This is a genomic window from Croceicoccus gelatinilyticus, from assembly GCF_018398395.1.
Taxonomy (GTDB): domain Bacteria; phylum Pseudomonadota; class Alphaproteobacteria; order Sphingomonadales; family Sphingomonadaceae; genus Croceicoccus; species Croceicoccus gelatinilyticus.
Window position 1 is genome coordinate 1 of sequence record NZ_JAHCBF010000016.1, and the last position, 18,498, is coordinate 18,498.

General features: G+C 59.7%; 20 protein-coding genes and 1 pseudogene. 13 read left to right on the plus strand and 8 right to left on the minus strand.

The window, feature by feature from the left end:
• Positions 1-77: 77 nt before the first annotated feature.
• Together KIH45_RS18010 and KIH45_RS18015 are read left to right on the plus strand one after the other, a co-directional pair.
• Positions 78-890: a 2-hydroxyacid dehydrogenase gene (locus tag KIH45_RS18010; protein WP_141462134.1), complete on the plus strand. Its 813-nt coding sequence runs from the start codon at positions 78-80 to the stop codon at positions 888-890.
• Positions 887-2,176 (plus strand): glycerate kinase type-2 family protein, encoded by a 1,290-nt coding sequence (locus tag KIH45_RS18015; RefSeq protein ID WP_026002710.1) that lies wholly within the window; start codon positions 887-889, stop codon positions 2,174-2,176. Before KIH45_RS18010 ends, KIH45_RS18015 begins: the two co-directional genes overlap by 4 nt.
• Here the strand turns inward: KIH45_RS18015 and KIH45_RS18020 are convergent.
• The 5 genes from KIH45_RS18020 to ligK form a co-directional block, all read right to left on the minus strand.
• Complete coding sequence (locus KIH45_RS18020; protein WP_081095482.1) at positions 2,151-2,801, minus strand: nucleotidyltransferase family protein; 651 nt, start codon at positions 2,799-2,801, stop codon at positions 2,151-2,153. The genes KIH45_RS18015 and KIH45_RS18020 overlap by 26 nt on opposite strands.
• 165 nt (positions 2,802-2,966) lie before the next feature.
• Entirely contained in the window at positions 2,967-4,184 is a 1,218-nt protein-coding gene (locus KIH45_RS18025) for an MFS transporter (RefSeq protein WP_017184813.1), read from the minus strand.
• Between the two features lie 144 nt (positions 4,185-4,328).
• On the minus strand, positions 4,329-5,198 hold the full coding sequence (locus KIH45_RS18030; protein ID WP_026002709.1) for an amidohydrolase family protein: 870 nt from the start codon (positions 5,196-5,198) through the stop codon (positions 4,329-4,331).
• Entirely contained in the window at positions 5,195-6,250 is a 1,056-nt protein-coding gene (locus tag KIH45_RS18035; RefSeq protein ID WP_026002708.1) for a 4-oxalomesaconate tautomerase, read from the minus strand. The genes KIH45_RS18030 and KIH45_RS18035 overlap by 4 nt, the downstream gene beginning before the upstream one ends.
• Positions 6,243-6,917: a 4-carboxy-4-hydroxy-2-oxoadipate aldolase/oxaloacetate decarboxylase gene (gene ligK, locus KIH45_RS18040; RefSeq protein ID WP_026002707.1), complete on the minus strand. Its 675-nt coding sequence runs from the start codon at positions 6,915-6,917 to the stop codon at positions 6,243-6,245. Before ligK ends, KIH45_RS18035 begins: the two co-directional genes overlap by 8 nt.
• 102 nt (positions 6,918-7,019) lie before the next feature.
• Between ligK and KIH45_RS18045 the strand changes: the two genes are divergently transcribed.
• The 11 genes from KIH45_RS18045 (at position 7,020) to KIH45_RS18095 (ending at position 16,393) form a co-directional block, all read left to right on the plus strand.
• A complete protein-coding gene (locus tag KIH45_RS18045; RefSeq protein WP_017184809.1) occupies positions 7,020-8,189 on the plus strand; it encodes a LysR substrate-binding domain-containing protein in 1,170 nt (389 codons plus the stop codon).
• Positions 8,190-8,253: 64 nt separating this feature from the next.
• Positions 8,254-9,138 carry an NAD(P)-dependent oxidoreductase gene (locus tag KIH45_RS18050; RefSeq protein ID WP_017184808.1) on the plus strand — a complete coding sequence of 295 codons (885 nt, stop codon included), beginning with the start codon at positions 8,254-8,256 and terminating at the stop codon, positions 9,136-9,138.
• Positions 9,135-10,157, plus strand: coding sequence for an amidohydrolase family protein (locus KIH45_RS18055; protein WP_017184807.1), 1,023 nt, complete (start codon positions 9,135-9,137; stop codon positions 10,155-10,157). The genes KIH45_RS18050 and KIH45_RS18055 overlap by 4 nt, the downstream gene beginning before the upstream one ends.
• Positions 10,154-10,450, plus strand: coding sequence for a DUF2218 domain-containing protein (locus KIH45_RS18060; RefSeq protein ID WP_017184806.1), 297 nt, complete (start codon positions 10,154-10,156; stop codon positions 10,448-10,450). The genes KIH45_RS18055 and KIH45_RS18060 overlap by 4 nt, the downstream gene beginning before the upstream one ends.
• A complete protein-coding gene (ligA, locus tag KIH45_RS18065) occupies positions 10,447-10,860 on the plus strand; it encodes a protocatechuate 4,5-dioxygenase subunit alpha (protein WP_026002706.1) in 414 nt (137 codons plus the stop codon). Before KIH45_RS18060 ends, ligA begins: the two co-directional genes overlap by 4 nt.
• Entirely contained in the window at positions 10,860-11,723 is an 864-nt protein-coding gene (locus tag KIH45_RS18070) for a class III extradiol dioxygenase subunit beta (protein ID WP_017184804.1), read from the plus strand. Before ligA ends, KIH45_RS18070 begins: the two co-directional genes overlap by 1 nt.
• Positions 11,723-12,115, plus strand: coding sequence for a hypothetical protein (locus KIH45_RS18075; protein ID WP_017184803.1), 393 nt, complete (start codon positions 11,723-11,725; stop codon positions 12,113-12,115). The genes KIH45_RS18070 and KIH45_RS18075 overlap by 1 nt, the downstream gene beginning before the upstream one ends.
• A 13-nt stretch (positions 12,116-12,128) precedes the next feature.
• On the plus strand, positions 12,129-13,070 hold the full coding sequence (locus tag KIH45_RS18080; protein ID WP_017184802.1) for a Gfo/Idh/MocA family oxidoreductase: 942 nt from the start codon (positions 12,129-12,131) through the stop codon (positions 13,068-13,070).
• 35 nt (positions 13,071-13,105) lie between these two features.
• The gene (locus KIH45_RS18085) at positions 13,106-14,122 is read left to right on the plus strand and encodes an aldo/keto reductase (RefSeq protein ID WP_026002705.1); all 1,017 of its coding nucleotides are present in this window, start codon (positions 13,106-13,108) and stop codon (positions 14,120-14,122) included.
• Positions 14,123-14,131: 9 nt separating this feature from the next.
• Entirely contained in the window at positions 14,132-14,767 is a 636-nt protein-coding gene (locus tag KIH45_RS18090; RefSeq protein WP_081095131.1) for a TetR/AcrR family transcriptional regulator, read from the plus strand.
• Between the two features lie 174 nt (positions 14,768-14,941).
• Positions 14,942-16,393 carry an NAD-dependent succinate-semialdehyde dehydrogenase gene (locus KIH45_RS18095; protein WP_017184799.1) on the plus strand — a complete coding sequence of 484 codons (1,452 nt, stop codon included), beginning with the start codon at positions 14,942-14,944 and terminating at the stop codon, positions 16,391-16,393.
• A 214-nt stretch (positions 16,394-16,607) separates the two neighbouring features.
• On the opposite strand, the pseudogene KIH45_RS19570 reads toward KIH45_RS18095, so the two are convergent.
• The 3 genes and pseudogenes from KIH45_RS19570 to KIH45_RS18110 all read right to left on the minus strand — a co-directional run.
• Positions 16,608-16,748 (minus strand): annotated as a pseudogene (locus KIH45_RS19570) (transposase); the annotation flags it as partial.
• A 148-nt stretch (positions 16,749-16,896) separates the two neighbouring features.
• Positions 16,897-17,937: a GTP 3',8-cyclase MoaA gene (gene moaA / locus KIH45_RS18105; RefSeq protein ID WP_051034329.1), complete on the minus strand. Its 1,041-nt coding sequence runs from the start codon at positions 17,935-17,937 to the stop codon at positions 16,897-16,899.
• Between the two features lie 62 nt (positions 17,938-17,999).
• The gene (locus KIH45_RS18110; RefSeq protein WP_017184796.1) at positions 18,000-18,482 is read right to left on the minus strand and encodes a MarR family winged helix-turn-helix transcriptional regulator; all 483 of its coding nucleotides are present in this window, start codon (positions 18,480-18,482) and stop codon (positions 18,000-18,002) included.
• Positions 18,483-18,498: the final 16 nt, after the last annotated feature.

Genomic DNA, 18,498 nt, shown 5'->3' on the forward strand with positions numbered 1-18,498 from the left:
CCCGGCCACCATCTATCGCTGTATCGAGCCAAACAGTGCCTTATGACACTTTCCTGTTCCGCTCAGCCGCACGACCCATGAACAAGGTGACCGCGGATTTTATCGATCGGTTACCCCCTTCCATCCGGCTTGTAGCGACTTACTCCGTGGGTATCGACCATATCGATCTCAGGGCGCTGCAAGCTCGGAGAATAGCATTGGTGAACACGCCCGACGTGCTCACCGAAGCCACGGCGGACATAGCCTGGCTCCTCCTCCTCGGAGCGGCCAGGCGCGCAAGCGAAGCGGAGGCTTTGTTGCGGTCGGGGATGTGGACCGGTTGGGAACCGAACCAGCTCGTCGGTACGGATATTCACGGCTCGACCTTGGGTATTCTCGGTTTTGGCCGGATCGGCCGCGCGGTCGCTCGCCGAGCGGCAGGGTTTGGCATGAACATACTGACCTCGGTCCGTTCATCGTCCGCGGGTGATCCACCCCCTCCCGGGACGATCATTTGTTCATCGATGGAGGAAGTCCTGGCTGGCAGCGATTTTCTATCTTTGCATTTGCCATTGACCGAGGAGACGCAAAACTGGCTCAATGCAGAGCGCATAGCTTCGATGAAATCTGGTGCGATCGTGATCAACACGGCACGGGGAGGGTTGATCGATGAAACAGCCCTGATTGCGGCGTTGCAATCCGGCAAGCTCGGCGGCGCCGGGCTCGACGTTTTTGTCGGCGAGCCCGATATTCGCCGCGATCTTGTAGAGGCACCTAACACCTTCCTCCTGCCGCATCTCGGAAGTGCGACGAGACGCGCAAGGGAAGGTATGGGCTTAAGCTTGGCGCGCGATATCGCCGCTTTCTTTGCCGGCCGGCCGGTCGAAAATGGCGTAGGTGTCTCGAAATGAGCGCGCTCGTTGATCTCGAGGCGAGGCAAAGGGTACAGCTTGATGCTCTCCTGTCGACAGCATTGAACGCTGCCGGCGTCGAAGGCAAGCTTGAGCGCTTTCTCCCCTCAGTTCCTCTCGGTCGAACCGTCGTCATCGGAGGGGGCAAGGCCGCGGCAGCGATGGCGAATGAGCTTGCCAGACTTTGGCCGGCCCCGCTTTCCGGCGCCGTCGTTGTGCCTTACGGCCATCAATCGCCTTCCTATTCCGGTCCAATTCAGATTTTGGAGGCTGGTCACCCGGTTCCCGACGGGAACAGCGTGGTGGCTGCGGACCGCATGATGGAGTTGGTCAAAGATCTTTCTCACGATGATCTCGTCATCGCGCTGATGTCTGGCGGGGCTTCGGCGCTTCTTGTCGGCTTGCCCGAAGGCGTCAGCCTTGAAGATAAGCAAGGACTGAACAAGGCCTTGCTGAAAAGCGGGGCAACAATTTCCGAAATCAATGCGGTGCGCAAGCAGATTTCCACGGTGAAGGGCGGCCGACTGGCGCATGCGGTAGGTAAGGCGCGCCTGCTCACTCTTGCCGTCTCAGACATACCGGGAGACGACATTCGCAAGATCGGGTCTGGTCCGACGATTGCCAATGCGGCGGAAGCCGTTGCGGCGACACCGATTCTCGAGCGATATGGCATAGATGTTCCGGAATCCATCAACCGGCACCTGCGGAAGGGTTTGGATAATCCCTCACCTGACGATCGATCAAGACGGGCAGGTGATAGTGCGTTCCTGATCGTCAAGCCGGGCGATATTCTCATTGCAGCAGCCCGGTGCGCCGAAAGCGTCGGCTACAAGCCGATCATTCTGGGGGATGACCTGGAGGGGGAGGCGCGTGAATTGGGTTCCGCGCATGCAAAGCTGGCGCTCGAAACGCTTCGAGCGGGGCGTAGGGCATGCATTCTGTCCGGCGGAGAGACGAGCGTGACCGTCTCCGGCCGAGGCAGAGGAGGCAGGAACAGCGAATATCTTCTGGGCTTTGTGCTGGCGACAGCGGGGCAGGAAGGGATTGCGGCGCTGGCAGTCGATACCGATGGCCTGGATGGCGCCGGCGACAATGCGGGAGCTGTTGCGTTCGCGTCGACCTTGACGCGCGCTGCCGGGAAGAAACTGGATGCTGCGGCCTATTTGCGCCGCAACGATTCCTATAGCTTCTTCGCTGCGCTGGACGATCTCGTCGTAACAGGACCCACATGCACGAACGTCAACGATTTCCGGGCCATTCTCATCGATCCGGTGATTGATCGCTAAGCTTGGTCGGTAGTCTGGTTAAACCATCGTGCCTCTGATTCCATTGACTTTGTGCGGCCGCCAACGCTGCCGGTGTGTCCAGGTCAAAGTGAATACCGGGATCGTCAATATGGATGGGAACGACAGACGCGCGATATTTTTCGAGAAGTGAGCGTGCGCCAGTATCACCTGAGAGATTCAGCAGCGCGGGGAAAAAATCAGAACCCCATGTGATCGGATTCCCCCTTCGCCCATCGCTTATAGGAACCAAAATCGTCGATGGGGTCGCTTGCTGAGCCATCCTTTGCAAGAGGCTTGCCGGGACAAATGGCATGTCGCCCAGACAAATGATCGCAGCACGCGTATCTTGCGGCAGCGCGGAGATCCCAGCGATCAATGAATGGGCCATTCCCCGACGGGCGTCGGAAGCTCGGGTCTGGCATAGTTCGCGCTTCCCAAGGATATCCCTGAGTTCAGCGGCATCCGCGTCCGTTACGATATGAGGCGGCGGTAAACCCGCCTGTTCGATTGTATCGACGATATGCGCCAGCACTGGCCGTCCGCCCAGATTGGTCCGGAGCTTGTCGAAGCCCATCCGGCTCGAACGGCCGGCGGCCAGCACTATCGGTCGCACGCACATGTGCATTCGTCTTTAGTAATTGCCGGAGAGCACGTCATGCGCCCAGCGGTTGGATAGGTTCGTATAGGGGTGCGCTACCCTTTCCGATCATACTCCCGTCCCATTCCCGCACAGCCATCTCCAATCCTCCCCACCATTTCCGCGACTGGCGGTTCATGTGTTCAGATGGCGTTAGTGGATATTTGCACCATCGTCGATCATGCCGCCCGTCGGCTGGATGGTAAGGAGTGTTATCAAAGCAAAGATGACGCAGGCCAGGCCGAGAAGGGCAAAGTACCACCAGATACCATTGGCCAGTAAAGAGAAGTAAATTGCGGGTACGAAGAACGCGGCGGCAGAGCCGCTCTGGACGACAACACCGTTAGCCAGGCCAACAATAGCGGTGTTCTTGAGAACGCGTGGAATCATGATCATGACCACCGCCACCATCGTACCAGGCGTGGCGAAACCCCAGACCATCAAGCTCACAATCGTTAAGGTTACGCTCGATTGAGGCAGGAAAAGAGAGATGCTCGCCATACAGGCTAAGACGGATATGGTTGCGGCAACGAGCTTGAACGAGTGACCGCGGGAGAGAAGAAAGCCGGTCAATATCCCTCCGCAGATACTGGCGATATTCGAGATCGCTACGGCAGCAGATCCCATGGATACGGAAACACCAAGAGTCTTGGCCATGTATTGAGGCATGACGATATTGACGCCAAAACCAGCGATGGTGAGTATCGCGAATGCGGCCGCCAACCGGAGTACGCCCGATTCTCCGATCACCGCCCGCAAGGCGTCGTCGTTGCCAGCGGTTCCGCGGGACGTCTGTCCAGGCACCGGGAGCAAGCCGACGGAAAGGGCAAGGCCGGCTGCCGCCGCACCATGAATGACGAATGGCAGACGCCAGTGTTCGGTTGCGGAGAATGGAGCGGCAAGGAGCAGACCGGCGCTTATGCCTGCGGCGAAATAGGTCGACCAGAGCGCCATGGCCCCGGTTTGCCGTTTTCCCGATGTAGTCATGATGAGGAGCGAAGGAGCGGCAGCGGTGATCGCTACAAAGCCGATACCTTCGATCAGACGTGCCGCTTCGATCAGGCCCAAGCTGTCGCTTATGTAGCAAATGGCGTTTGCGATCACGATGAGCACACATGCGCCAGCGAGCATGGGCCGAGCACCGTACCTATCGACTGCTGACCCGCCCAGGGTTGAGCCGAGTGTGGGAGCAATGAACAGGAGACCGATAATCCAGCCGATCTCCTGCGGAGAAGAGCCGAGCGCCTTGCCCATATCCGCTGCGATCGGCGCCATCTTGCCGGCGGACGCTATGGCAAGCAGACCGTAACAATAGACAAGAAAGATTGAGCCCCAGCCTGCGCTTTCGGCTTTCGATGTCGTGACGGTCATAAGGTATCCCCCTCTATGCCCGCCCTCCGTCTGCGTGAACTCAACTGCGGAACCGCCGCAGCCTGGTTCAGACTGGTTGGCGGCTATCGATCTCCATGCCAATGAAGCGCATGCCCCCGTTTCGACGGTGACAGCATCCATGCTTTAATCATGCCAGTAGAGTCTGGCCGGGTTGTCCACGAGCAGGCGATGTTGCAACTCAGGCGTCGGTGCGATGCGGGGGATCATATCGACCAGCGCGCCATCGTCCGAAATTGCATCTTGCATGTTCGGGTGCGGCCAGTCGGTGCCCCACAGGACGCGATCCGGATAGTCTTCGACAAGGGGGCGCACGGCCTGTGCGAAAGCATCCCATGGCGGGCCGCTGCCATCGAGGCGGTCGGGACAGGTCACCTTGGTCCAGATATCGTCGCGGCTGTCGAGGAGTGCCCGGAAGACACGCATATCCGGTCCATCCGGTCCTTGCGTGACATCGGGCCGCCCCATATGGTCGACGACGATCAGCGTAGGGATGGCGTCGAGGAACGAACGGAGTTCTTCCAGGATATCCGCCTCGAAATAGACGACGACATGCCAGCCGAGGCCCTGGATGCGACGGGCGACCTCAAGGAATTTGTCCTTGGGCGCATCGTCGACCAACCGTTTCAGGAAGTTGAACCGCACGCCGCGAATGCCGCCTTGGTGCAGGTTTTCAAGTTCGGCATCGCTGATGGCTGGATCGACAACCGCTACCCCGCGCGCGCGTCCATCGGATTTTGCGATTGCATCCAGCGTCGCACTGTTGTCCGTGCCGTGGCAACTGGCCTGCACGATGACGTTGCGGGAGAAACCGAGCCTGTCGCGCAACGCGAACAACATGTCCGGCCCGGCATCTTCGGGAAGATATTTGGCCTTCGCGCTGAAGGGGAACTGCGCCATCGGTCCGAAGACATGGCAGTGCGCATCGACCGCGCCGGCGGGTGGTACAAACCGCGGGCGTGAGGGATCGGCGTGCCAGCTTACGATACGACTCATGCGAAAATCTCTCCATCCATAAGCTTGCGCGCGGTACGCAAGATGGCGGCGCTGGTGACCTGGCCGTCTGCATCCGTCTCCATGACGCAGCTCATCTCGCCGGTAGGATGCTCCACCGACAGGGTCTTGCGGGCACCGCCTGGGATTGACGCGACCTGCGCGGCGGGCGATCCCTCGATCAAGCAGGCGGTGGCGACGCTGACCGCGCCGAGAACACCGATCGAGGCATGTGCGCGGTGGGGGATGAAGCTGCGTACCGTGACGGCGCCTCCGTCGCGCGGTGGTGCAACCAGCATCATCTTGGGTACGGATTTCTCGCGCACGTCGCCGAGGTTCATTCGTTCGCCGACGGCAAGGCGGATCGCCTCGATCCGTGCCTTGAGATCGCTGGCGCCGTCCAGCTCGTCACGACTCTCGTAGCCGGCCGCACCGACGTCTTCGGCCTTCATCACGACGCAGGGCATGCCGTTGTCGATCAACGTGACCGGCACGCCGTTCACGATGTCACAGGCATTTCCGGTAGGCAGCAGCGCGCCGCAGGATGAGCCTGCCGTTTCGCGGAACTCTAGCGGGATCGGAGCCGCCGTGCCCGGTACGCCGTCGATCCTTGCCGCCCCGTCATAGCGCACGCGCCCTGACGGTGTTTCGATTGTCGCCACGGCAATCTGGCCGGTGTTCATCATGTAGATGGTGACACGCGTCTCGCTGTCCTGTGCCGGCACCAATCCGCGTTCGATCGCGAACGGACCGACGCCGGCCAGGATATTGCCGCAATTTTGTGCATCGGTAACGATAGGCTTGTCGACGAATACCTGAAGAAACAGATAGTCGACATCGATGCCGGGACGCTCGGATTTCGAGATCACGGCCACCTTGCTTGTCAAGGGATCCGACCCGCCCATCCCGTCGATCTGGCGGGGATCGGGCGATCCCATCGCGCGGAGCAGGAAGGCGTCGCGTGCCGCGATATCGGCAGGGAGGTCATCTTTGAGGAAATAGCCCCCTTTGGATGTGCCGCCACGCATCCACATGACGCGGGTGGGGTCAGACATATTTCAGGCCCATTTCGGCGAGGCGGCCACGCATATCGTAAATGTCGAGGCCGAGTTCCCCGGCAGCGAGCCGTTGACGCTTCGTTTCCTCATTGGCTTCGCGTGCCTGGGCCTTTGCCAACACGTCGGCGGCGCGTTCGCGCTCGACCACACAGACCCCATCGTCATCTGCAATGATCACGTCACCGGGACGGATCACGGCGTCTGCGCAAACGACGGGGACATTGACCGATCCCAGCGTCGCCTTCACCGTACCCTGTGCGAAGATGGCCTTCGACCAGACAGGAAAGCCCATGGCCGTCAGATCGCGCACGTCACGTACCCCCGCATCGATTACCAGCCCCCGGCAACCCCGTGCCATCGCCGAGGTGGCGAGAAGGTCTCCGAAATAGCCGTCTTCGCAAGGCGAGGTGGGGGCGAGCACGAGAATGTCGCCGGGCTGCAGCTGCTCGATGGCGACATGCACCATCCAGTTGTCCCCGGGAGGCGCGGAGATGGTGACCGCCGAGCCCGCGATACGGGCGCCTGCATAGATCGGGCGCATGCGGGAGGCGAGCAGCCCTGTGCGGCCTTGCGCTTCATGGACCGTCGCAACGCCGCAAGAGGCGAGGGCGTCGATTACCGGCGCTTCCGCTCGCTCGATAGATTGGACGACTAAACCCGACACAACGCTCTCCTTGGCAACGATAACTGGGAGAATGCGCGCCGTTCCGTCCTTGCAGCAAATCCGTTCTTTGCCCGATGAATAAGAATTTGCTAATCGTGCAGCATGGAACGGCTGGACGTGAATCTGCGGCATCTGCGCGCCTTTCTGGCGATCATGGAAAGTGGAAGCGTGACGGCAGCCGCGCGTGAGGTTCACCTTACCCAGCCTGCAGTGACGCAGGGAATCGCCAAGCTGGAGTTGCGGTTCGGGGTGCCGCTTTTCGAACGGCAGCCGCGCCGCATGATCCCCACGGATGAGGCACGAATCCTGGCGCCGCGCGCTACCGCGATCATTCGGCTTCTGGGGCAAACGCGCGCGACGGCGGCGCAGGTTTCCGCTTTTCTCGGCTTATCGCGAGCGGGAAGTTATGCAAATGCTGCGACGGCCATGGGTCTGAGCGAAGCATCGCTGCATCGGGCGGTGAGCGACCTTTCGCTCGCTTTGGGACAGGATCTTGTGAGGCGGCGCGGCAAGGGTGTTGTCCTGACGGCGCGCGGCTTGGCGATGGCGCGCAATTTCCGGCTCGCGCTTGCCGAGCTTCGATCGGCGGATATTGAGCTGGCCGCATTGCGAGGCCACGAAAGAGGGCGCATCACGATCGGAGCGATGCCGCTTTCGCGTGCGCGCCTGTTACCGAGCGCCGTCGCAGCGTTTCATCGCGCGAAGCCGGATATCGATATCGTCATCATGGAGGGCTCCTATGCCGAGCTGACGGGGCCGCTGCGTGACGGCGATATCGATATGATGGTCGGTGCGGCGAGGACAAATATATCGGCAGATATGGCACAGAGAGAACTTTTCGACGATCCGCTCATCATTCTTGCCGGCGCGCACCACCCGCTGGCGCAGGCCCGCCGGCCCCCGACGATTGCGGCGCTCGCGCGGTATCCATGGATCGTGGCCGCGGCTGGTACGCCGTTAAGGGCGCATTGGCAGTCGATGTTCGAGGAGGTCGGCGTTACGCCACCACGCGTGCCGATGGAATGCGGCTCAGTCATGATCGTCCGGCAAATTCTTGTCGAAAGCGATTTCCTCACTCTGCTGTCGCCCGATCAGGTCAGTGTGGAACTGGAGGCGGGGTGGCTCGTGAGAATTGCAGGCCCGGTGCGTCCGATGTCGCGCACCATCGGTTTGACCGTCCGATCGGATTGGCGGCCTACGCCGGCACAGGCTGCTCTGATCGAGGTTATCGAGGAACAGGCCGCAGTGCTGCGCGACGAACACACTTCGTAATTTCTAATGCATTAGGTGCCAATCCGATTGGCGGTGCGTGGACGGTTGCCGCTAATCTCGGCAAATGGATCAGATTGCTGTCGCTTTGATTGGTTTCGGAGAAGCGGGCCGCAGCTTTGCGGAAGCAGGGTCCTGGTCGACTTCGGCGCGTGTCTTCGACGTTTTGACCGATGATCCGGCCAGCGCCGACCGCAAGCGTCGTGAGTATCTGGCAGCTGGCGTTGCGGGAAGCGACACGCTTGCCGATGCGGTGAGCCGCTCGCCGCTGGTGCTTTCGCTGGTGACGGCAGATCAAGCCGTCGTGGCCGCGCGCGCCGCCGCCTCGCTGGTCGCTCCTGCTGCGATGTTCTGTGACATGAACAGCGTGGCGCCTGAAACCAAGCGCATCGCCGCACAAACGATTGAAGCTGCCGGCGGGTGGTATGTGGACGTGGCGGTCATGGCGCCGGTCAATCCCGCCAAGCTCTCCGTACCGCTGTTGCTGAGCGGCGTCAGAGGGAGCGACGCGGCGGCGGCACTGGAGCGGTTGGGTTTCACGAATATCCGGGTAGTGGGCGACAAGGTCGGTCAGGCCTCGGCGATCAAGATGATCCGTTCGGTGATGGTGAAAGGTATCGAAGCCCTCACCGCAGAATGCGTGCTCGCGGCGGAAAGGGCAGGGGTCACGGCTGAAGTGCTCGGCTCGCTCGGCCCCGAATGGGATGCCAAGGCGGACTATAATCTCGACCGGATGATGGTTCATGGCCTGCGCCGCGCCGCCGAGATGGAAGAAGTTGCGCTCACGCTCGAAGGGTTGGGGGCAGCAAGCGGGATGACTCGCGAGGCTGTCGCGCTGCATCGCCGTCTGGGTCGATTGGGGGTCACACCTCCGCCGGAAGGGCTTTCCGCGAAAATCGAGAAAATCACCGATCTGGAATCCAAACTAGTGGGGAGGGTTGACGCCGCATGAGTCTGATTATCGACTGCCATGGTCATTATACCGTGCTGCCCAAGGGGCACGATGCCTGGCGAGAGGAGCAGAAGGCGGCTTTCAAAGCGGGCGTGCCTGCGCCGGCCTATCCGGAGATTTCCGACGATGAAATCCGTGACACCATCGAATCCAACCAGCTTCGCCTGATCAAAGAGCGTGGCGCCGACCTCACGATCTTCTCTCCCCGGGCGTCTGCGATGGCCCCGCATGTCGGTGATGCCGGTGTCGCGAAGGAATGGGCGATCCGCTGCAACGACCTGATCTCGCGCGTGGTCGGCCTTTATCCGGAAACTTTCGTTGGCGTGTGCATGCTGCCGCAATCGCCCGCAGCCGACATGGTGAACAGCATCGCGGAACTGGAACGCTGCGTCGATATGGGATTTATCGGGTGCAATCTGAACCCCGACCCGGGCGGCGGCCATTTCCAGCATCCGCCGCTGACAGACCGTTACTGGTATCCCTTTTACGAGAAGATGGTGGAGCTGGACGTTCCGGCGATGATCCACGTGTCGGGCAGCTGCAATCCCGCGATGCATGCCACGGGCGGATACTACATCGCGGCCGACACGATCGCCTTCATGCAGTTGCTCGAGGGAGATCTGTTCAAGGATTTCCCCACCTTGCGCTTCATCATCCCGCATGGCGGCGGTGCCGTCCCCTATCATTGGGGGCGTTACCGGGGCCTGGCCGACATGCTGAAGAAGCCGGCCCTCGATGCGCATCTGATGAACAACATCTTCTTCGACACCTGCGTCTATCACCAGCCAGGCGTCGACCTGTTGGCCGATGTGATCGACAACAAGAATATCCTGTTCGGTTCGGAAATGGTCGGTGCGGTGCGCGGCATCGATCCTACCACCGGCCATTATTTCGACGATACCAAGCGTTATGTGGACGCGCTCGTGATCAGCGACGCGGAGCGTCATGCGATCTTCGAAGGGAACGCCCGCCGGGTTTTTCCGCGGCTCGATTCCCGATTGAAGGAGAGAGGGCTGTGAGCTTCGTTTCGAAAGCCTTCGTTTCGACTGCTTCCGGTGACAAATATGTCCAGCAGCTCATCAAGCATTGGAGCCACCGGTTCGAGACGTCCTATGCCGATGGAGAAGGCCTAGTCCCCTTTTCTGACGTGGCTTCAGCGAGCTTTACCAGCGATCCGGAGGGTATCCGTATCGTCCTGCGCACATCAGGCGCGGAAGAGGCTGAAACCCTGCGGGGGGTAATCGAGAGCCATCTCGACAGGTTCGCCTTTCGGGAAGCCCCTTTGTCTTATACCTGGGAGGATGGGCGGTGACTGGTCGAACAAGGGATATTCACGCCTATTTGGCCGAGTTCGACGATATCCCCGGCACGCGGGTCTATACGGCAAAACGTGCCCGGCAGGGCTATTGGATGAACCAGTTCGCGATGAGCCTGATGAAAGCCGAAAACCGTGAGCGCTGGAAAGCCGATGAGCGTGCCTATATCGATGAATGGCCGATGACCGAGGATCAGAAGCAGGCCGTTCTGGATCGGGACTATAATCGCTGCCTCGATCTCGGCGGCAATATCTATTTTCTGGCCAAGGTCTTCTCGACGGATGGGCTCAGCTTCCTACAGGCCGTCGGCACGATGACCGGCATGAGCCCCCAGGACTATCAGGCGATGATGATTGCCGGCGGCCGCTCGCCTGAAGGCGTCCGCTCGATTCGGGAGAAAAGGTGATGGCCCGCATTTCCGCCGGCGTCGCGACAAGCCATATTCCCGCGATCGGCGCCACGATCGACAACGGCAAGACGGGCGAGCCTTATTGGGCGCCGGTATTTGCCGGCTATGACTGGTCGAAGCAATGGATCGCCGAAGAAAAGCCCGACGTAGTCATCATTGTCTACAATGACCATGCGTCGGCTTTCGACATGCGGATAATCCCCACTTTCGCGATCGGCTGCGCCGATCGCTACGGTATTTGTGATGAAGGCTGGGGACCGCGGCCGGTGCCGGAGGTGATCGGGCATGCAGACCTTGCTTGGCACATTGCGCAAAGCCTGATCCTGGACGAGTTCGACATGACCATCATCAACGAGATGGACGTCGACCACGGCTTGACCGTTCCGCTCAGTCTCATGTTCGGTCAGCCCGAGGCCTGGCCGGTAAAGGTCATTCCGATTGCCGTGAATGTGGTCACATATCCGCCGCCATCGGGCAACCGGTGCTGGCAATTGGGCGAGGCGATCGCGCGGGCAGTGGCGAGCTTCCCCGAAGATCTCAACGTGCAGGTCTGGGGTACGGGTGGTATGAGCCACCAGTTGCAGGGGCCTCGAGCGGGCCTGATCAATGCGGAATGGGACAACCGCTTCCTCGATTTGATGAGCACAAATGACGGGGAGACGCTTCGTACCATTCCCCATATCGAATATCTGCGCGAGACGGGCTCCGAAGGCATCGAAATGGTGATGTGGCTCATCATGCGCGGGGCGCTGGGCCGCATGGTCAAGCCATTGCATCGGCACTATCACGTCCCGGCGTCCAATACCGCGGTCGGACATCTCATATTGAGGCCGGCTGAGAGTTCGTCATCGGAGGTCTAGTGGACTTCGAAGACCTCAAGGCCAGAGTGATCGAACTGCGTGAGACGCAACAATCGATCGCCTCGGTTGTCCAGGACCAACCGCCTGACTGGCGGAAGGAAGTGGTTCGTTTGAGGCTCGAATTGTCGCGCAAGCTGGGCTTTGTCAGCAATTCTACGAATGACTGGCAAGCGCACGCGAGTGCTTCGGCTGCCTGGTCGCGGTTTCGCAAAAACCTGTCGGTCTTGCGCGCCGCGCTGGCTGAGCATCAAGCTCGCTGGCCGGCGGTGGCGCTAGACGAGAGAGCGACTGATTTTCAGGCGTCTACTCGACGCATACGCAAGGCCTTTGATGACCTCGAGCAGGGGCTCGCTGAACTGCAACTGGCTGCTTCGCGAAGCAACCCAACATAAGGAAATGTCACATATGCGGATTGCACTGGCTGGTGCGGGCGCCTTTGGCGAGAAGCACCTGGATGGCCTCAAGAACATCGATGGCGTGACCGTCACTTCGCTGGTCGGCCGCGAGCTGGAGCCGACCCGGGCGATAGCCGAGAAATACGGTGTCGGCCACGTCACTACAGAACTCGATGAAACGCTTGCCCGCGACGACGTCGATGCGGTCATTCTATGCACGCCTACGCAGATGCACGCTAAGCAAGCTATTGCCTGCATGGAGGCAGGCAAGCATGTCGAGGTAGAGATTCCGCTGGCGGACAGCTGGGCAGACGCGCAAGCGGTCCTGGCCAAGCAGAAGGAAACGGGTCTGGTCTGCATGGTGGGCCACACCCGTCGGTTCAATCCGTCGCACCAATATGTGCACAACAAGATCCGGGCCGGAGAACTGAACGTCCAGCAGATGGACGTCCAGACCTATTTTTTTCGCCGCAAGAACATCAACGCGAAGGGTGAGCCGCGTAGCTGGACGGACCATCTGCTGTGGCATCATGCCGCGCATACGGTGGACCTTTTCGCCTATCAGGCCGGAAAGATCGTCGAGGCACATGCGCTGCAGGGGCCAATCCATGCGGAACTTGGGATCGCGATGGATATGTCGATCCAATTGAAGAGCGAAACCGGCGCTATCTGCACCCTTTCGCTGTCGTTCAATAATGACGGACCGCTCGGCACTTATTTCCGGTATATCTGCGATAACGGCACCTACATCGCGCGCTACGACGACCTGGTGAACGGCAAGGAGGAGCCGATCGACGTTTCCCAGGTGGATGTGTCGATGAACGGCATCGAGTTACAGGATCGTGAGTTCGTCGCGGCCATCCGCGAGGGTCGCGAGCCCAATTCCTCAGTCGCCGGCGTATTCGATTGCTATCGCGTGCTTGGCGAACTGGAAGCGCAGCTTGTCCGCTGATCCCTTCGCGCTACCACAGGCAGGAAGAGCATAGTATGACCGCGACCCTTCCAAAGCGCGCTTTAGGCCCGTTTTCCGTGTCAGCAATTGGTCTTGGCTGCATGAACCTTTCGCATGGGTATCAGCCGCGTCCCGAGGCTGAAGCAGCTGAACGGCTACTGTTACATGCGTTGGATAGAGGCGTCACGTTCTTCGATACGGCTGCTCTCTACGGGTTCGGAGCAAATGAGACGCTGATCGGGCGTGCCTTGGGACATCGCCGCAAGGATTTCGTCCTTGCCAGCAAATGCGCGCTTGGCGAGATCAATGGAAAACGCGGTCTCGACGGTTCGGCGGCGGCGATCACGCAGACATTGGATGAAGCATTGATACGATTGAGGACCGATGTCATCGACCTCTACTATCTTCACCGCCTCGATCCGAAGGTACCGATGGAAGAGTCGGTCGGCGCCCTGTCGCGGGCAGTGGAGGCAGGAAAAATTCGCACGATCGGTTTGTCGGAAGTATCGGCAGAAACGATCCGCGCGGTACATGCGATCCATCCGGTGACAGCTGTCCAGACCGAATATTCGCCCTGGACGCGCAATGTGGAACTTGCCGTACTCGATTGCTGCGAGGAGCTCGGGATTGGCTTTATCGCCTTCTCGCCTCTGGCTCGCGGCTTGTTGGCGGGAAGTGTGGGTACGGCAGGTTTCCAGCAAGGCGACCTGAGAGCCGCGATGCCGCGGTTCCAGGAACCTCATTTGACGCGGAACCTCGGGCTTTATGATCAGATGGCTGGGTTGGCCCGGGCTGCAGATTGCACTCCGGCGCAGCTCTGCCTCGCCTGGCTGCTTTCAAAGCGCGACTTCGTCGTTCCGATCCCCGGGACCACGAACATTGATCATCTCGATGAAATTCTGGATACCCTGTCGTTGACCATCTCCGAGGTCGTGTTTGACCAAGTGGACGCCCTTTTCGCTTTTGGCGCCGTTTCGGGACCTCGTTATTCAAAGGAAGCCCAATCGCAAATTGGTACCGAGATTTGGGAGGGTGAGCCGCTTGCCAGCTAGACTGTTCAGGTGAAACGGGTCGTTCGGGACCGGCGACGCAGGGTCGCGGCCGCAGTTCGCCGGCCGGCCGGTGCCCCGCCCGGTCCGAGGAAGGCTCAGCTTCGGCGCGTCGAAATTCTGGAAGCGGCGAGGCGATTGTTTGTTGAGCGAGGCTATGACGCGACGACGATGGATGACGTTTGCGTTGAAACTGGCCTCGCTAAGGGCACACTTTACCATTATTTTTCAAGTAAGACCGAATTGCGTGCGGCACTTCGGGACAACTTCTGCAACATGATATTGAACCGTGTCAAAAGCAGGATCAGTCTTTGCGAATCCGACGATTTTTTCACGCGGATCGATCTTCTGGTCGAGACGGCGGTGGAAAGTTATCTGGACACGCCCGAGTTGCGGGATGTGATCTTCTTCAGTGGGGATACGCCGCTCAGATCCGTGGCCGTGAACGACGGGCTTGTGGGCTATATCAGCGATCTGCTTTCACAAGGAACGCTGGAGGGCGCATGGTGTGTGGATGATCCCCACGCGCTATCAACGCTGATCTATTATAGCATCCATGCGATCGCAGACGATGCCTTGATGAGCGGTGCGCGACGCCCTCGAAGCGCGGTGCGTGTCTCGAAACTGGTCGCTATCACGCCGGACTAACGCTTCTCATCTGGTTTCGCGCAATCAAGATTCCGCGAGTATCGTCGGGCGTTTACATGCATCAGCTATCAGAATGGATGGCTTCTCATCAAATGAGAGTGTCCATACCGCGAAGGCATCCATCGGCCGGATTTGTTAGGGAATGCCAAACTGGATTTCAGGGAAATAGCAAACGTGAATCTTAGCCTTGCGGAGCCAAAACTGCTCCGGGCGCAAGCTTTTGTCGATGGCGCATGGATCGACGGCGAAGCGCGAATCGACGTCTTGAATCCGGCAGACAGCTCCTTGGTCGGCTCGGTCCCGGATCTCGGGTATCGCGAGGCCGAAGGTGCCGTCGACGCGGCCTATCGTGCCTTGACCGATTGGCGAAAAGCTACAGGCAAGCAGCGGGCCGCGATTTTGCGGCGCTGGTATGATCTGGTGCTCGTCCATACGGATGATCTGGCGCGCCTTCTGACGGCCGAGCAAGGCAAACCGTTGCACGAGGCCAAGGCCGAGGTGGTGTATGCGGCATCGTTCATCGAATGGTTCGCGGAGGAGGCGAAGCGTGTGAACGGAGATGTCTTAGCACCTCATGCGGCCGACCACCGTCTCCTGGTGCGACGCGAACCCGTGGGTGTGGTAGGCGCTGTAACACCCTGGAATTTTCCGCTCGCCATGATCACCCGAAAGGCAGCGCCAGCTCTGGCTGCCGGCTGTACCATGGTGCTGAAGCCGTCGGAATTGACGCCGCTTTCAGCGCTCGCTTTGGCGTGGCTGGCCGACCAGGCCGGAGTGCCGGCGGGAGTTTTCAATATCGTGACCGGTCAGCCCGCGCCGATCGGCGATGTGCTGACGGCTGACAAGCGCGTTCGCAAGTTCACCTTCACTGGTTCGACAGGCGTTGGCAAGATGCTCGCCGCCCGTTGTATGAGCACCGTGAAGAAGGTTTCCCTCGAATTGGGTGGAAACGCGCCGTTCATTGTCTTTGATGATGCGAAACTCGACGATGCGGTTGAAGGCGCAATAGCATCAAAGTTCCGGAATTCAGGTCAGACCTGCGTCTGCACAAATCGCATTCTGGTCCAATCCGGCGTTTATGAAGCCTTTTCCCGGCAGCTGGCGGCACGTGTTCGCGCGCTTGCCGTCGGGCCGGGTCTTTCGACCGGCGCGGATCAGGGGCCATTGATCGATGAACGTGCCGTTGCAAAGGTCGAAAGCCATATCGAAGACGGCGTCAAACATGGTGCCAGGATATTGACCGGAGGGCGACGAGTGCCCGGGGCAGGCCATTTCTTCGAGCCGACCGTTCTCGTAGATGTTTCGCCGGATGCTCTCCTATGTCGGGAGGAAACCTTTGGCCCCCTTGCCGGCCTCGTCCGTTTCCAGACAGAGGATGAGGCGATCAATTTGGCGAATGCCACGGACAGCGGCTTGGCGGCTTATGTATACACGCAATCCCTTGAGCGCAGTTGGAAGGTGAGTGAGGCTCTTGAATATGGGATGGTTGGGCTCAACACCGGCCTGATTTCGACGGAGGTCGCGCCTTTCGGTGGGGTGAAGGAATCCGGTCTCGGGCGGGAAGGATCACGATATGGGATCGATGAGTATCTCAATTTGAAATTCGTCTGTCATCAGATCGGTTAGGACGCATCCGATTCCAAGCGTTTCTTTAGAACTGGATTGTCAAAGAGAAACGGCAAAAAACGAACGCGCTGGCTGTTGATGACAGGCCGTTACTACGGTAGCTGAATCGACCGCGCGATTAAGCTCGTGCGACAGTCGAACAACGTAGTGCGTACGAGCTTATCATGGCGAAGAAGACCGACATTATCAACGAATATGAAGCAGCGGCTGTCGCCTTACGCCACCTATATAGCGTCTGTTCGGCAATCCCGATCTGACGACAGGCCTCGTCGGTGGTCCCGCCTCGCCCGACAATCACATCAACCTCACGCAGCTTCGCGATGATCTGTTCCGGCGTAAATCGCTGACGTCCCATATATTTCTCCATTCCTTTCGCCCGCTCGGGCTCTCTTCAGAAATGGACCAATTTTCTCAAGGCAGACCAATTTTATGAAAATCAATCGACCAGCCGCGCAAAAAGTAACGGCCATACTGCGTCGGCGAACAAAAGATCATGGAGGCGCTCAACCGCCAGTGACGTTCATATGGCGTTCGACAGCCGGCTGTGATCGCGCAATGTCGAACTCGTGGCGGAGTGGCTTGGCGGTCATTACGGCATCCAGCGCCGCGTCGATCGCATCCCGGCCACCAACACGCATCGCATCGCGCAGTTCGATGCGCTGGTCGCGGCCGAGACAACCAAAAATGGTGCCAGTAGCCGATATGCGGATGCGGTTGCAGCCGGCGCAGAAATTGTCGGTGAGGGGCGTAATGAAGCCTATCCGCCGACTGGTTTCGGCAACGTCATAATAGCGCGCCGGTCCGCCGGTTCGGTGGAGCGACGGAATCAGGACATATTCGCGCGCCAGCCGACGTTTCACGAGGTCGAGGGGCAGATAATGATTGGTCCGGTCTTCTTCCACCGCACCCAACGGCATCGTCTCGATCAGCGAGAGATCGAATCCCCGTTCGCCGCACCAGCCAACCATTGTTCCGATTTCATCTTCGTTGAGCGCCTTGAGCGCAACCATGTTGATCTTCACGGCGAGGCCCGCGTCTTGCGCGGCGGCGATCCCGGCCAACACCTGGTCCAGGTCGCCGCGCCGGGTGATCGCCCGGAAGCGCTCGTGGTCGAGGCTGTCGAGGCTGATGTTGAGTCTGCGAATGCCATATCGATGGAGGTCGCGCGCGACTGTGGCGAGCTGGGTAGCGTTGGTTGTCATCGTCAGCTCATCAAGGCCGTTGCCGATGTGTTGGCCGATCGCCTCCACCAACCCGACGATGCCGCGACGGACCAGAGGCTCGCCACCGGTCAGGCGGATGCGTCGCACACCTCGCGCGATCAGGGCATCGGCCAGTTCCGCCAGTTCCTCCAGGGTGAGGAGGTCCTGGCGCGGCAGGAACTCCATGCGCTCGGCCATGCAATAACGGCAGCGCAGGTCGCACCGATCGGTGACGGACAGGCGGACATAAGTGATCGTTCGGCCGAAACGGTCGGTCAGGCTGCGCCAAGGCTTCCCTCTATCGGGAGTTGGAGTGGCCGTGAGGCCTTCCCGTTCAGCCATGGCGCACACGTCCCTCCCTGTTCATGGCCTGTTGCCCCTGATCCAGGGATGATGTGGAGGAGTCATCCTTCGTCAGCAGGCTTCGCAGGCAGCCTATCAAATTCGGCAGCGAGATTGGCTGATATGCGCTCGAGGACCGATCGACAGATTTCAACTTCGCGCGGCTCGATGCCAGCAACAGCGACCTTGTTGATGTCGATCGCGTATTGCATCAGCTCCTTTTCGAGCGCACGGCCATGATCTGTAAGAGTAATCCGCAATTTTCGACGATCATCCTTGTCCTTGGCGCGTTGCACCAGCCCTTGCCGAAGCATGGCGTTTATCATGGCGACCGTCGTATTTTCGGTGACGTTAGTCATGTCGCTCAGATATTTTTGGGTCACCCCGTCCCTGAGCCATAGGACACGAAGATAGTACCAGAAACCGGTTTTGAGTTCGTGCTTGGCCAAATAGGCACTCAAGAGCCGATCGAACCGTCGGTGGCAGCGCCGAACCTGATAGCCCAAACTCAGTTCCGGATCGAGTTTGGGGGCGTGCTTCGACATCTGTTCACTCCTGACG